Source organism: Gilliamella bombicola, from assembly GCF_900094945.1.
GTDB lineage: Bacteria > Pseudomonadota > Gammaproteobacteria > Enterobacterales > Orbaceae > Gilliamella > Gilliamella bombicola.
Genome location: NZ_FMAQ01000003.1, coordinates 103,859 through 118,145, shown reverse-complemented (window position 1 = coordinate 118,145; position 14,287 = coordinate 103,859). Strand labels below are relative to the sequence as shown.

15 protein-coding genes are annotated in these 14,287 nt (G+C 32.2%); 10 read left to right on the top strand and 5 right to left on the bottom strand.

The window, feature by feature from the left end; all coding sequences use genetic code 11:
- Positions 1–20: 20 nt before the first annotated feature.
- Both GA0061081_RS04395 and GA0061081_RS04390 read left to right on the top strand, forming a co-directional pair.
- Positions 21–1,139 (top strand): glycosyltransferase family 9 protein, encoded by a 1,119-nt coding sequence (locus GA0061081_RS04395; protein ID WP_091347448.1) that lies wholly within the window; start codon positions 21–23, stop codon positions 1,137–1,139.
- Between the two features lie 216 nt (positions 1,140–1,355).
- On the top strand, positions 1,356–2,378 hold the full coding sequence (locus GA0061081_RS04390) for a glycosyltransferase family 9 protein (RefSeq protein WP_091347446.1): 1,023 nt from the start codon (positions 1,356–1,358) through the stop codon (positions 2,376–2,378).
- Between the two features lie 11 nt (positions 2,379–2,389).
- On the opposite strand, the gene GA0061081_RS04385 is transcribed toward GA0061081_RS04390, so the two are convergent.
- On the bottom strand, positions 2,390–3,340 hold the full coding sequence (locus GA0061081_RS04385; protein ID WP_091347445.1) for a glycosyltransferase family 8 protein: 951 nt from the start codon (positions 3,338–3,340) through the stop codon (positions 2,390–2,392).
- A gap of 146 nt (positions 3,341–3,486) precedes the next feature.
- Here GA0061081_RS04385 and GA0061081_RS04380 point away from each other — a divergent pair, with 146 nt between their 5' ends.
- From GA0061081_RS04380 to tsaB, 4 genes are all read left to right on the top strand, one after another.
- Positions 3,487–4,464, top strand: a complete 978-nt coding sequence (locus GA0061081_RS04380) for a glycosyltransferase family 8 protein (protein ID WP_167349299.1) — start codon at positions 3,487–3,489, stop codon at positions 4,462–4,464.
- Between the two features lie 11 nt (positions 4,465–4,475).
- Positions 4,476–5,450, top strand: a complete 975-nt coding sequence (locus GA0061081_RS04375) for a glycosyltransferase family 8 protein (RefSeq protein ID WP_091347442.1) — start codon at positions 4,476–4,478, stop codon at positions 5,448–5,450.
- Between the two features lie 294 nt (positions 5,451–5,744).
- Positions 5,745–7,649, top strand: coding sequence for a DNA repair helicase YoaA (gene yoaA, locus GA0061081_RS04370; protein WP_091347440.1), 1,905 nt, complete (start codon positions 5,745–5,747; stop codon positions 7,647–7,649).
- Between the two features lie 31 nt (positions 7,650–7,680).
- A complete protein-coding gene (gene tsaB, locus GA0061081_RS04365) occupies positions 7,681–8,361 on the top strand; it encodes a tRNA (adenosine(37)-N6)-threonylcarbamoyltransferase complex dimerization subunit type 1 TsaB (protein ID WP_091347439.1) in 681 nt (226 codons plus the stop codon).
- 70 nt (positions 8,362–8,431) lie between these two features.
- Here the strand turns inward: tsaB and GA0061081_RS04360 are convergent, their stop codons facing one another.
- Positions 8,432–8,695: a GrxA family glutaredoxin gene (locus GA0061081_RS04360; RefSeq protein WP_091347437.1), complete on the bottom strand. Its 264-nt coding sequence runs from the start codon at positions 8,693–8,695 to the stop codon at positions 8,432–8,434.
- A 394-nt stretch (positions 8,696–9,089) separates the two neighbouring features.
- Here GA0061081_RS04360 and GA0061081_RS04355 point away from each other — a divergent pair, with 394 nt between their 5' ends.
- From GA0061081_RS04355 to GA0061081_RS04340, 4 genes are all read left to right on the top strand, one after another.
- Entirely contained in the window at positions 9,090–9,779 is a 690-nt protein-coding gene (locus GA0061081_RS04355; RefSeq protein ID WP_167349298.1) for a DUF2884 family protein, read from the top strand.
- 63 nt (positions 9,780–9,842) lie between these two features.
- Positions 9,843–10,694, top strand: a complete 852-nt coding sequence (gene folD / locus GA0061081_RS04350) for a bifunctional methylenetetrahydrofolate dehydrogenase/methenyltetrahydrofolate cyclohydrolase FolD (RefSeq protein WP_091347433.1) — start codon at positions 9,843–9,845, stop codon at positions 10,692–10,694.
- Positions 10,695–10,758: 64 nt separating this feature from the next.
- Complete coding sequence (gene ppiB, locus GA0061081_RS04345; protein ID WP_091347431.1) at positions 10,759–11,250, top strand: peptidylprolyl isomerase B; 492 nt, start codon at positions 10,759–10,761, stop codon at positions 11,248–11,250.
- Positions 11,243–11,992: a UDP-2,3-diacylglucosamine diphosphatase gene (locus GA0061081_RS04340; protein WP_091347429.1), complete on the top strand. Its 750-nt coding sequence runs from the start codon at positions 11,243–11,245 to the stop codon at positions 11,990–11,992. Before ppiB ends, GA0061081_RS04340 begins: the two co-directional genes overlap by 8 nt.
- On the opposite strand, the gene modC is transcribed toward GA0061081_RS04340, so the two are convergent.
- Genes modC through modA form a run of 3 tightly spaced genes read right to left on the bottom strand, consistent with a single transcriptional unit; the run spans position 11,971 to position 14,127 of the window.
- Entirely contained in the window at positions 11,971–12,651 is a 681-nt protein-coding gene (modC, locus tag GA0061081_RS04335) for a molybdenum ABC transporter ATP-binding protein (RefSeq protein WP_091347427.1), read from the bottom strand. The two genes, GA0061081_RS04340 and modC, sit on opposite strands and share 22 nt — an antisense overlap.
- Positions 12,652–12,656: 5 nt before the next feature.
- Positions 12,657–13,346: a molybdate ABC transporter permease subunit gene (gene modB / locus GA0061081_RS04330; RefSeq protein ID WP_091347425.1), complete on the bottom strand. Its 690-nt coding sequence runs from the start codon at positions 13,344–13,346 to the stop codon at positions 12,657–12,659.
- A 28-nt stretch (positions 13,347–13,374) separates the two neighbouring features.
- Entirely contained in the window at positions 13,375–14,127 is a 753-nt protein-coding gene (gene modA, locus GA0061081_RS04325; protein WP_091347423.1) for a molybdate ABC transporter substrate-binding protein, read from the bottom strand.
- Positions 14,128–14,287: the final 160 nt, after the last annotated feature.

Below are 14,287 nucleotides of genomic sequence, written 5' to 3'. Positions count from 1 at the left end.
GATAGGATATTAAAAGACATATGATTAATAAAGTACTAGAATGTATTAAATACTTGAATAGGCAGAGAAATTTAAAGATAAAACCGTTTAAATTGGCTATTAAATTAGCTTTATTAAATCGAAAAAAAAAGGTAAGGTCTGAATTTTTTCTAGAAAAGTATCGTTCTGTAGCAATTCTTATGAATGATCAAGGAATTGGCGATGCAATAGTAACTTCCTACTTAATTAATACTCTTCGAGAAAATGGCTTTCAGGTTTATGTCGTAGTAGAAAAAAGGATAGCCTTTCTTTTTGATAAATTTATTTCTGTAGATGGGGTTTTATTCTACGATAGGAATAAAAACATAAAACAGATAAAAGAACAATTACAGAGTATAAGGATTGATGTCGCAATTGATCTGGTTGATAAAGGCCAAAATAGTGTAAGGCGAGCTCAAATAATTCAAGCTATCAATCCGTTACATACAATTGGTTTTAATCAAGATAAATATAAATTGTATGATACATCAATTTATTATCACGAATACAAATCTCATATTTCAAAGAGAAGTCAGAAAATACTTGAATTTATGCGTATTCAGCCCACGCCTATAAGGTACTTTGTTAATATTCCAACCGAAGCCGAGCTTTCGGCTAAAGATTTTATAAGTTCGTTGCTTGCTTCGAATAAAAATATCATTATTTTTAATCCTTATGGTTCAAATGAGGCTAGAAGCTTTTCTAATTCTCAAATTGATACAACTTTATCCTTTTTATCACAATATGATAATTGTATAACAATTGTCGTGGGCGAACCTAATAAAATATCTCATATTAAAGCTAAAAAAAATATTATTATCAATCCATTACCTACTTTTTTTGAAAGTGTTGCTTTAGTGAAGTTTTCAAATTTGGTGATTTCTGTTGACACTTCAATTGTGCATATTGCTTCTATTTATAATAAAAAAATGCTTTGTGTTTATAATAATCGGATTATTGATAATAAGTTTATTAATAATTATGTGTGGGGACCAAATTATGCCAATGCAATACAAATGTTTACAAATGATCATTTAGGTACTGGACTTGGTGATCCGATAGCCAATCTTGATATTGGTATTGTGCTCGAACAATTAAAATTAGAAATAGAAAAATTATAAAAGTTTATCAAAAGAATAGGAATAATTTTGATGGATTTAAAGCAAAAATTGCGACAGTTAAATTGGCAACGTAATTTTATTACTAAAAAATTAAATATATTTTATATATGAAATTTTTGTTTATTTTTACTCTTTTTTTAAAAAAGAAAAAAAACTTTATTTAATGCCAATACGATAAAGAAAGTACTTGTTATTAGAAATGATTGTATTGGTGATATGATCGTTACAACGCCATTTATCCGGTATTTGGCTGATAATGGATATGAAGTTTATATTTCTTCTCGAAAAAGTAGCTTAGAAATTTTAGATAACAATCCATATATAACTGGGCGTTTTTTGTATAATGATAAAAATTTTGGTGAGTTAGTTAACTCGCTAAAAACTGTCAGAAAACATAAATTTGACTTGGCAATTGATGCAAGATTTCATAGACGGTTAGATTTAAAACATTTGTTTTTTTGTTGTTTTGTTAAAAGTACACATTTGCTTAGTTACAATAAAAGCAATATAAAATCATTCAATATTTCTTTACCTTATTATCAGCCGGCAGATCATGTTACAAATCAACTTAAATATTATTTAACATACCTTAGTATCAAATACGGTTCTTTTAATTACGAAATTTTTATTGATTCTGTTAAAGAAAAAAATGTAGACATATTTATTACTAATAATATTAAACCTCAGAATAAATTTGTGGTAATAAATCCCTATGGTAGTTCAAAATATCGTTGCTTATCTGAGCACCAGATTAAAATGTTGTGTGATCTGTTAAAAAATTGTCATCAGAAATATAAAATAATATTAATTGGTCAAGGTGAAAAATTTGATAAATTATTTATACCAGACTGTATTAAATTTCAATCTCCTGCAATTTCTGATGTCATTCCCTTAATAAAAAAAGCAGATTTGGTTATTAGTGTTGATACATCAATAGTACATATTGCTTCAGCTTTCTCAACTAAATGTATTTCAATTTATATGGAACCACCACCCCCTGAATCAAATAGTTTGAAATCTGTTTATAGTCGAGAATTGAGTAATTATAAATACTTACAACAAGATTTATTTTTAGATAAAAAGTATATAAAAAAATACAGTCCGAATCTTAATTTGCAAGTAAATAGTCATATTTGGTCACCCAACGATATAAATGGAAAACAAATTGTTTTTTATGTTAATAGTGTGGAAAAGATTGACCCAGATACTTTAATAGAGTCAATTAATAAATATATCTAAGCGAGTTAGATCTAATTTTTTAATTTATAGCCTAAATAAAGTAAATAATATTTTAGGCCAGTGATGAATTTTTTCTCTTTGATGCTGTTTTTGGCATAAATACGATAATCATTAACGCGCATTTTGGGTTTATAACTTTTAAGTGGACTATTGGTCCAAGGAGTAAAATGTTTATAAAAACAATAGATATTTTGCGCAAGTCCTATATGTTCTTGATACCACATTTTTCTGGCACCCGTAAAATGGATGATATAGGGTAAAGATTTTTTATCATAAAAAAATGTTTCTTTTTGTTTATCATCCATCCAAGTAAATAAATAATTCCAATTAGGATCGATAAATAAGACTTGATGCTGTAAAACTATATTTAGTGCATCTTGGTCTGGGTAGATTAAATCTTTTTGTTCTAACGATAATAAGATGTTATTTGTTTTAGTTTCTGTATCAAATTGCATCCAGTTATTAACATTAATATATAAAAAACCAGAGTTAAAATAATTTTCAGACGTTAACTTGAGTCTTTCTTTATTTTTTAACATATTTTGTTTATCTAACGAGTCAGGTGTTACAGCACAAATAACTGAATCTATATTTGTGTTTAAAATCGGCGATATGTCAGTAAAGCACAGTACATCTGCATCTAAATAAATAAATTTATCAACAATGCCATGCAATAGTCTAGGAACTGACAATCGAAGGTACATTGAGCGATTAATATGTTTTATTTTGTTATTGTGTGTATCTGAATACTTGTTTAATTCATCGACAGGAATTGAATAGAGCGTGATTGATGAACTAATATGTTGTAATTTTTCTTTTTCTTCTGTAGTTACATCATATAAAAAAACATGAAAATGAATATTATTATGCATATTATTAAGCATGATAGAGGTAATTGAAACACCTACATGTTCAAGATAATTCGAGTCTGTACAATATGCAATATTAATACTCTTATCCATTTCCAATACTCTTTAAAAACTTAACGTTGTTATTTAGTCATTACTGACATTATATGTCAATATAAAATTTATTATTACTTCATTGTTTAATTTAACGTATGTTACAATATTGTAAATTTTTAATCTTGGTTTTAAGACAGCATAAGATGAAAGAAAACCTTTTTATTAGTAAAATTACAACATTATTCAATAATACCATAGAATCTTCACAGACCACACATATCGCATTTTGCTTCGATGATAATTATGCAATGCCTGCTGGTATTGCTATGTCTTCTGTTGTTTTGAATAATCCAGATAAAAATTTGGTGTTTCACTTATTTGCTAATAACGTATCGAATGAAAAAATCATAAGATTTAATCAATTAAGTAAAGAAAATGTGACTATAATTTGTTATGAAATTAGTGATGATTTTTCCATTAACCCTGATACTTTAGTTTTACATGTTTCAGCGTCAACGTGTTTGCGGTTTGTTGTTCCACAAATTTTAAATAAAATTACTTCGAGGGTTTTATATCTGGATTGTGATGTCTTATGCACCCGTAATCTTAATGAATTAATCAACACTGATTTAACTGATAAATATTCTGCTGTCGTTCCTGATGTGGATAAAACGCAAGAAAAACAATGTGCAGCTTGCGATATTCCATATGGCGAATATTTTAATGCAGGAATGATTTATATTAATACGGATATGTGGGTGCAAAATAACCTTACTGAAAAAGCATTTTCAATGATTAATAGTGGCAAAGTATACAAATTTGCTGATCAAGATGTGTTAAATATTTTAATGCAGGGTAAAACTGTATTTTTACCTCAATATTTCAATAGGTTAACATCACTTACAGTAGGTGGTGAAGAGGACAGTTTTATTGATAAGGATAATGTGATTATTCATTATGTCACCGGAAATAAACCTTGGTATCGACTATATTTAACGCCACTCTATCAAAGTTATATTGCCTCTTCTCCTTGGGCTAAGGATAAATTATTACTCGCTAATGAGAATGCACCATCAACGACAAGACGATACGCTAAGCTTCTTGTAAGCCAACATAAATATTTTTCTGCTTGTAAGTATTTTTTACTGTATTTAAAGCATAAAACTTTCAAAAAGCATTAAGGATTAGCTGTGTGATTAATGTTGATAAATTTATTAATAAACGAAATGAATTATTATTATGTGATTTTTTAAATAATACCCCTGTATTACATATTTTATTATGTTTTGACAATAATTATGCACTATCGGCAGGAGTGGACATTATTTCTGTTATTGCAAATAACAAAAATCGGCAAATTCATTTTCATCTTTTTACGCATAATATTTCAGAAGTAAATAGAAAAAAATTTGTCGCCATTAAATTTGATAATATCGCTATAACCGAATATGTCATTAATGAGCAGTTCAAAATAGACCAAAAAAATACTGAACAGTTTCCTATTTCGGCTTGTGTTCGATTAATTGCTCCAATAATTTTAAGAGATGTTGCTGAAAGGTTGCTTTATATTGATAGTGATACACTTTGTCTCCAAAACTTAGCATTTATGTCTGATATTAATTTAGATTCAGCGGTTATCGCAGCTGTTGCTGATGTTTCTTATATGCAAGAGTCTCAATGTACTAAATATAACGTAAAGTTTGGCACTTATTTTAATTCTGGTGTAATGTTAATTAACATACCACTTTGGTGTCAGGAGGATATCACTTCTAAAACACTAACATTATTGAATAGTGGTGAAAAATATCAATATCCAGATCAAGATGTATTAAATATCGCAATAGGTGAAAAAAGGATTCTATTAGCAAAGAAATATAATAATTTATTGGCGTTATCAATAAATGGCAATGAAGATTCAAATGTCCCAGATGATACTGTATTGATTCATTATATTACTAAAAACAAACCTTGGCACCAGCCTTATCGTTCAACATTATTTGATTTTTATTTACAACAATCACCATGGAAAAATGACGAGCTGCCTTTATATAGTTGTAAAAAAACCTCCTCAATACGAGCTTATTCTCGATTAATGTTTAAGCAAAAAAAATATTTATCAGGACTTAAGCATTATTTTATTTATTTGAAAACCAAATTGACAAAATAAAATTTGTTATTGGTTCTTTATTTTTTGAAATCTAGGGCGTTATTTATTTTGATGAGTAACGTTCACAATTAAAGATGGCTTTGGTGACTTAAGGATGCCATATATCTTTTTCGCTCGGTTACTGGTATAGTACAGCAGTTTTTATATTATTAATTGTTTCATTCTGTGACAATAAATTCATCTCATTATTGGAAATAAGCTGTGATGTTTTCATAATGTTGTATTTTCCCTAGAATGTATTTTCTTCATTTTATTGTTGTATTGACCTTATCTTTTTTATTAGGTGTATTTTAAGTGATTGATGATTTTGCTGAGAATGGTTTGCTTGCTCAAGCTATTGATGGATTTGTGGCAAGAGAGCCACAAAGAAACATGGCAAGTAAAGTCTCTGAATCAATAAAAAAACAGCGTTCTCTTGTGGTTGAGGCGGGAACAGGGACTGGCAAGACCTTTGCTTATTTAGTTCCTGCATTACGTAGCGATAAAAAAGTAATACTTTCAACTGGCTCTAAAAATTTACAAGAACAGTTATTCAGTAAAGACTTACCAATAATCAAAAAAGCATTAAATTACACAGGGAAAATAGCCTTGCTTAAAGGTCGAGCTAATTATCTTTGTTTAGAACGCCTGTATCATCAATATGCAGCAGCAGGAGATCTTGATAAAGATTTACGTGTTGATTTAGTTCGTGTAAAAAATTGGTCAATTAAAACTAAAGATGGAGACATCAGTAAATGCACTACTGTCACCGAAGAAAACCTAATTTGGCCAATATTAACAAGCACAAATGATAATTGTTTAGGCAGTGACTGTGAGCACTATAGTGATTGTTATGTTATCAAAGCGCGTAAACGAGCCTTAAATGCGGATGTTGTTGTGGTTAATCACCACTTATTTTTAGCTGATGTTGTAGTAAAAGATACGGGCTTTGGAGAACTGATTCCTAAAGCAGATGTCATGATTTTCGACGAGGCTCATCAACTACCAGATCTTGCTTGTCACTATTTTGGTGAGCAGCTAACTAGTCGGCAACTTTTTGATCTTGCTAAAGAAATTAACCTAGTTTATCGTACCGAAGTTAAAGATATGTCTCAGCTACAGCAATGTGCGGATAAACTACAAAAATGTACGCAAGACTTACGAATTGCTATTAACCAACAACCACCAAAAGGTAACTTACGTTTTTTATTTAACCAAGAAGCAGTTAAAAAAGAGATTTCTTATCTTGTCGATGCATTAGATTTTTGTCACGAAGTTTTGTTATTGACGGTTGGACGTTCGACAACGTTAGATAACTGTTTTGAACGAATTAATCAATATAATACGCTATTAAAACGCTTTCAGGAGACAAATGTAACTGGTTTTAGTTATTGGTATGAAAGTAGCCATAACTATTTTGTTTTTGCGCTAACGCCATTGTCTGTTGCCGATAAATTTACTGAACTATTAACCCAGCGAAAAGGCAGTTGGATTTTTACATCAGCAACGTTATCGGTTGATAATCAATTAGATTATTTTACTAAACGCTTAGGGCTGACAAATGCCGATTCACTAATATTAGAAAGCCCATTTGATTATATTAACCAGACGATTTTGTGTGTTCCTCGTTATATTCCATCGCCAAATGAGCAAGGCAATGCCGAAAAATTAGCCAATATTTTGTTGCCTGTTATTGAAGCTAATAATGGCCGTTGTTTCTTTTTGTGTACTTCATATGCAATGATGAATGCACTAGCTAAACAGTTTCGAGAATTAACCAAATTACCAGTATTAGTACAAGGTGAAACCAGTAAAGTTAAATTGCTTGAACAGTTTATTCATACAGGCAATGCGCTACTTATTGCTACGAGCAGCTTTTGGGAAGGGATCGATGTTAGAGGCGATACCTTATCATGTGTTATTATAGATAAATTACCGTTTACTTCGCCTGATGATCCGTTAATTAAAGCCCGTATGGAGGATTGTCAAATGCAGGGTGGGGACGCATTTAATGATGTACAATTACCCGAAGCGGTGATCACCTTAAAACAAGGTGTAGGGCGACTAATTCGCCATCACAATGATCGTGGAGCGATTATTATCTGTGATAATCGTTTAGTAATGCGACCTTATGGTGCAACATTTATTAATAGCTTACCACCCTCACCAAGAACACGGGATATAAATAAAGTTATAAACTTTTTAATAACTAAAAGCTAAATGATAATAGATAAAATATTTTGGAAAAAACATGAGTACTATTTTAGCCATTGATACCTCAACAGAAGCTTGTTCGGTTGCTTTACTTTACCGTAACGAAATCACTCACGATTTTATTTTATCTGCTCGTGATCATACTAAACAAATATTACCGATGGTTGATAGACTTCTTAAACAATCAGACTGTTCACTTACGCAAGTTGATGCAATCGCTTTTGGCCAAGGCCCAGGTAGTTTTACTGGCGTTAGAATTGGTATTGGCGTGGCTCAAGGTTTAGCGTTAGGGATTGATAAACCCATGATAGGTGTATCAACACTGATGACTTTGGCTCAAGGTGTTTATCGAACAACGCAAGCAACAAACGTTATTGCCGCAATTGATGCTAGAATGAACGAAGTCTATTTAGGTCAATACCATTACGTTAACGAGCAATGGCAAGCAGTTATTGCTGAGTGTGTTATTAAGCCTGAAAAAGTAATCGAAAAAGTGAAGCATATTAGTCAAAATGATTATTGTGCTGGTACGGGGTGGCAAACTTATCCTGATATGATTAACGATATAAAACAAAGCGATATCTTGTTACCTCATGCACAAGATCTTGTTGTTCTTGCTAAGAATCAATGGCAAAAGAATGAGCTTTTGAATGTTGAAGATGTCGAGCCAACTTATTTACGTAACGAAGTGACTTGGAAAAAGTTGCCAGGACGATAACGGCAATAATATAAAAAAAAAAGCCACTTATATGTGGCTTTTTTTTTGCTTAAAATTAGGAGGGGGCGCTTTATTTATAAAGCCCTAAATGCTCTTTCGCATAGGCCTCAAAATCAGTGCAGCCACCGATTGGTTTTTCATCAATAAAAATTTGCGGCACAGTTTCAACAGGTTTACCTACACTTTTAGAAAGATCTTCTTTGGTAATGCCTTCTACATTAATATCGACATAGCGATAAGAAAAATCATCACGCTCTTGAGAAAGTTTTTCAGCTAATTCTTTAGCTCGAACACAATAAGGACAACCTTGACGTCCAAAAATTACAGTATACATTTGTCACCTCGAATAAGTTGTTTTACATATATTATTACTATACGTTACTTTTAATTTAAAAAAAGTGGTTAAATATAGTTAATTAAATAGATTATATCTATTGATAATAGGCTTGAAAAGTCAATCAGGGTTTTATGTTTAAAATTGCGGAAAAGACGGTTTTGTCCCTATAAAAATCGTTCAGAAAAGGTATTGATTTTATTGAAGTTTTTTAGTTCTATTTTTTTGAGGGATTTATACCTTTCAATTGCTGTTTTTTTTGTAAAATATCAACTAGATAACATATGTTGACTTTGATTTGTGTGTTTCTCAACTACAGCATATATTCAAGTTTATTATATTTATTTCCTGATAGACGTTATAATCTGCATGAATTAACTTGCTGGATATGAATATGTTGAAAAAATTGTTATTGATTGTTTTATTATTACCTATCACCGTATTTGCTGTGAAAAAAGAGTGTGGAGTTAAACCCAGTTATGATATTACGATTAGCAAAGAAAGTGTGCATATTTTTAATAAAAAAAATGATTTAACTATTACACCAAATGGTAATGTGATTTTAAATAAGCAATCAGTAACACTTAATCCGCCATTACAAAAAAAACTGGCAAAATTTCAACAAGATTTACGCCAACAGTTACCGCAATTAGAACAACAATCGTTAAATCTTTTATTAGATGTGAAAATGACCTTTGAACAGGCAATAAAAAATCAATTGAGCGACGATACCGAGCTAAAAAGTGAATTAAACAAATTATATAAACGTTTAGTTAAGTTGCTACATGCTTCGATTTTTACAGAAAATGGCAATACACGATTTTCTTACCAAAATTTCAATAATCTAAAAAAAGATGGTGAAGATATCGGTCAGCGCATTTTTTATAATGTTGTGGGAGGAAGTATTTTGCATTTCGATTTTTTTAAAAATTTAGGGGCGATCAAACAAATCTCAAAAAATGAGTGGAAAGCTCAAAAACCTAAACTAAAAGCTTTTGATGCTCATATTTGTTCTGTGATTACCGATATTGATGCGCAATACAAAGAAATATTAACTCAACTTAATCAATCTATTCATAAGTAAATAGACATTAATAAAAACTTTTGCGAAAATGATGCCCTTACTATGATAGCTAAACGGAAGCCTATGACTGCACATATCATTGATGGAAAAGTATTAGCACAACAAATACGAACTGATATTGCTAATAAAGTTAACACACGTATTGAAAAAGGTTTATCTGTTCCTGGGCTTGCAGTAATTCAAGTGGGTTCAGATCCTGCATCAAAAATCTATGTCAAAAATAAGCAAAAAGCTTGTGATGATGTTGGTTTTATTTCATTTGCGTATGACTTCCCAACGTCGACCACTGATGAGTTATTGGCATTAATTGATGAACTTAATCAACGATCAGATGTGCATGGTATTTTAGTGCAACTTCCTTTACCTGATAATATTGACAAAACCAAGGTTCTTGAACGTATCAATCCAAGTAAAGATGTTGATGGTTTTCACCCTTACAATATTGGTCACTTATTACAACGCGATCCGATTTTACGACCATGTACTCCTTATGGAGTGGTCAAAATGCTGCAATCCACGGGTATAAATCTATCAGGCTTAAATGCAACAGTGGTAGGGGCTTCAAGCATTGTAGGTCGTCCAATGGCATTAGAATTATTGTTATTAGGTTGTACAACAACCATTACTCATAGCCGTACTGTTGATTTAGCTAAACATGTGAGTAATGCGGATATTGTTGTTGCAGGAGTTGGCATTCCTAATTATGTTAAGGGTGAGTGGATAAAACCAGGCGCAATTGTTATTGATGTTGGTATCAATCGTCTGCCAGATGGTAAATTAGCTGGCGATGTGGATTTTGAGGCTGCCGTTAAACGGGCTGGTTGGATAACGCCTGTACCTGGTGGTGTTGGTCCAATGACTGTTGCTATGTTAATGAGTAACACCCTTGAAGCATGTGAAAAATTTAGTAAGTAAGTCAAATTGATTAAAGCTTACTTTTGCTCGAAATATGTATATTAAATAAAAAAAGGAATCTGTTATGATTATATTTCACACTAATTTAGGTGATATTAAAATCAAAACTTTTGACGATAAGGCGCCAGAAACCGTTAAAAATTTTGTTGAATATTGCAAAGACGGTTTTTACAACAACACAATCTTCCATCGTGTTATTAATAATTTCATGATTCAAGGTGGCGGGTTTGAACCCGGTATGAAACAGAAAAAAACAAAATCACCAATAAAAAATGAAGCGGATAACGGACTAAAAAATGATCGTGGCACTTTAGCGATGGCTCGCACATCAGATCCACACTCTGCAACAGCACAATTTTTTATCAATGTGGTTGATAATGATTATCTTAACTTCCGCTCTGCTGATGTTAATGGTTATGGCTATTGTGTTTTTGCACAAGTCGTCGAAGGGCTAGACGTTGTTGATAAAATCAAAGTCGTTAAAACAGGGCGTAGCGGTATGCATTCAGATGTTCCTGTAGAAGATATCATTATTACGAGTGTTACGGTTGAATAATCCTGTTCGTTATTTTATCGCTGATATTCATCTAGCCGATAATGAGCCTGATGGTTATATGGGTATAACCGCAGGCTTTTTGTCTTTTTTACATACTCTCCCTGATAATTGTGAACTTTACATTTTAGGTGATTTGTTTGACTATTGGGTTGGTGATGATGTTAAAACCAATATACAACAACAAACTGCACTGGCATTACAAGCCTTATCAAAACGTCATATCAAAAAATATTTTGTGCATGGTAATCGTGATTTTCTGTTAGGTAAAAGATATGCTCAGCAGTGCGATATGATTTTATTGCCAGAAATTAACTGTTTGCCCAATCAAGAAAAAAATATTGTTTTTTTACATGGCGATTTATTATGTATTGACGATCTTCAATATCAAAAATTTCGAAAAGCTATGCATAATAGATGGTTACAAAAACTGTTTTTATTACTTCCGCGCTTTGTTCGGCTTAAAATTGCAGCTAAGTTGCGGCAAAAAAGTAGTCTGCATAATCAGACTAAATCTGAATTTATTATGGATGTAAATCAACAAGCGGTAGTGGAAGTGATGATAGAACATAATGCAGATATTATGGTGCATGGTCATACCCACAAACCTGCAACACACTATTTTCAAATTGAAGGCAACCGTGCAACTCGTATTGTGCTGGGGGCATGGCATGATGGTGTGACATATATCAAACAAGAACAAAATAGTAATACTTTAGCTCTTTATAACCATTCTTTTAAATAATCACTTTGTAAAACATGCTCGACTTTACCAAACTCAATCAGCTTGCCTTGATCTAAAATAGCTACATTATTGGCTATCTTTTTAACTTCATTAATATTATGTGTTACATAAATAATAGGTATATTTAAATCATTAGCTAACTTATCAATATAAGTTAATAACTCTTTTTTTCTGGGCATATCAAGGGCGGAAAGCGGTTCGTCCATCAGTAGCAATAGAGGATTGGCTAATAGTGCTCGACCGATTGCCACCCGCTGTTTTTCACCGCCAGATAGCATCGCTGGATAGCGATTTAATAATGAGTGGATATTAAGTACATTCACGATTTCGTCAAATTTTGAAGAATTGAAGTTGTTAGCACCATAAGTTAGATTTTTAATCACTTTATAATGAGGGAAAAGTAATGCATCTTGAAAAACGGTACCAATCTGACGTTTTTCAGGATCGATAAAAAGGTTCTTATCACAATCAACTAGTGATGTGTTATTGAGTTTGATATAACCTTGGTCGGGTTTAATTAATCCATTAATAAGGTTGATTAGCGTTGATTTCCCCGATCCTGAAACGCCTAAAATAGCAGTAATGCCTTGGCAATCTATATCATGATTGAATTGGAAAGAAAATGAAGCCAATTGTTTGCTAACCTGTATTTTTAACATAGTGATTATCCTGCTAGCTTCCTCTTATGCCATCGATTTAACAATTCTGATAAAAAAAGTGAAATGATCGACAGTACAATTGAAATGATACACAGTCGTAAGGCACTGTGTTCACCATCGGGGATTTGTAGCATCGTGTACATTGCGAGTGGTAAGGTCCGAGTTTCACCTTGAATATTTGATACAAATGTAATTGTTGCACCGAATTCTCCTAAACAACGAGCAAAGCTTAGCACGATTCCCATTAAAATACCCGGAAAGGCTAAAGGTAAAGTGATAGTTAGAAATACTCGCCATTTATGGGCACCAAGAGTGCGAGCCACATGTTCAAGTCGTATATCAATCGATTCAATGGCTAAGCGAATAGAACGTACCATGAGTGGAAATGCAACCACTGCTGAAGCTAAAGCTGCACCTTGCCAATTAAAACTAAAACTGATATTTAAATTTTGAGTTAACCACTCACCAATCACACCTCGTCGACCCATGGTTATTAACAATACATAACCTAATACTACCGGTGGCAAAACAAGAGGAAGATGCACAATGCTATCAAATAGCGGTTTACCCCAAAATTGACAGCGAGCCAATATCCAAGCGGTTAAAATACCTATTGGTAAACTAAAGCCAATGGCTGCAGTGGCTATTTTTAAACTAAGTAGTAAAGTTTGCCATTCAAATTCGGTTAATAACATATTTGTATCAAATCACTCACTTGTTAAGTTACTTTGTTATAAATCCATATTTTTCAAAAATGGCTTTAGCTTGTGGTGAGTTTAAATATTGATAAAAGTCACTTGCTTTTAAGTTTAATAACGTGATTGGGTATTCAATAGACCTAAATGTATCTGCAGGGAAAGCCCCTACAATTTTCACTTTATCGCTTACTTTGGCATCGGTGCTGTAGACAATGCCAAGGGCGGCTTCGTTACGCTCAACTAACATCAGAGCGTCCCTCACATTGCTCGCAGGGGCAAATTGTGGTGATAATTTGTCAAATACGCCTAAATTAGTGAGTGATTCTTTTGCATAAAGCCCCGCGGGAACGTGATCTGGATCACCAATGGCAATTCTTTCGTCTTTAGGTAAAATCGCTTGCCAATTGGTATTGTTATTGATTAAAACGTTATCTAATGGTGAACTTTTTGGGGCAATAAGCACTAATGCATTTTTTAATAGGTCTTGTTTATTTTTCGCTATATTATGCTCAATAAGGTAAGTCATCCATTTTTGATCAGCTGACATGAAAATATCGGCAGGTGCACCTTGTTCAATTTGTTTTGCTAATACTGATGATGAAGCAAAAGAAAACACAATATCCACGTCTTTATGTTCAGCTTTATAAGCGGTAGCGACATCTTGCATTGCATTTGTCAATGAGGCAGCGGCAAATACAGTTATTTTTTCAGCAGCTGATGCAGAAAAGGTCATCGCCATCAGTACTATAGCCCCAAGAATTCCAATCAATTTTTTCATTTTTTCCTCACAATAAAAGTAGGTTAATTTGGGTTATCAATATTGTTAAAATACTCGGTTGTAATGGAACATTTCCATTAACCACTTAATCGCTATATAAAAAAAAACATATCGATATTAGCAAAATTTATTCATAAAGTACAATTAAATAAATGTCATC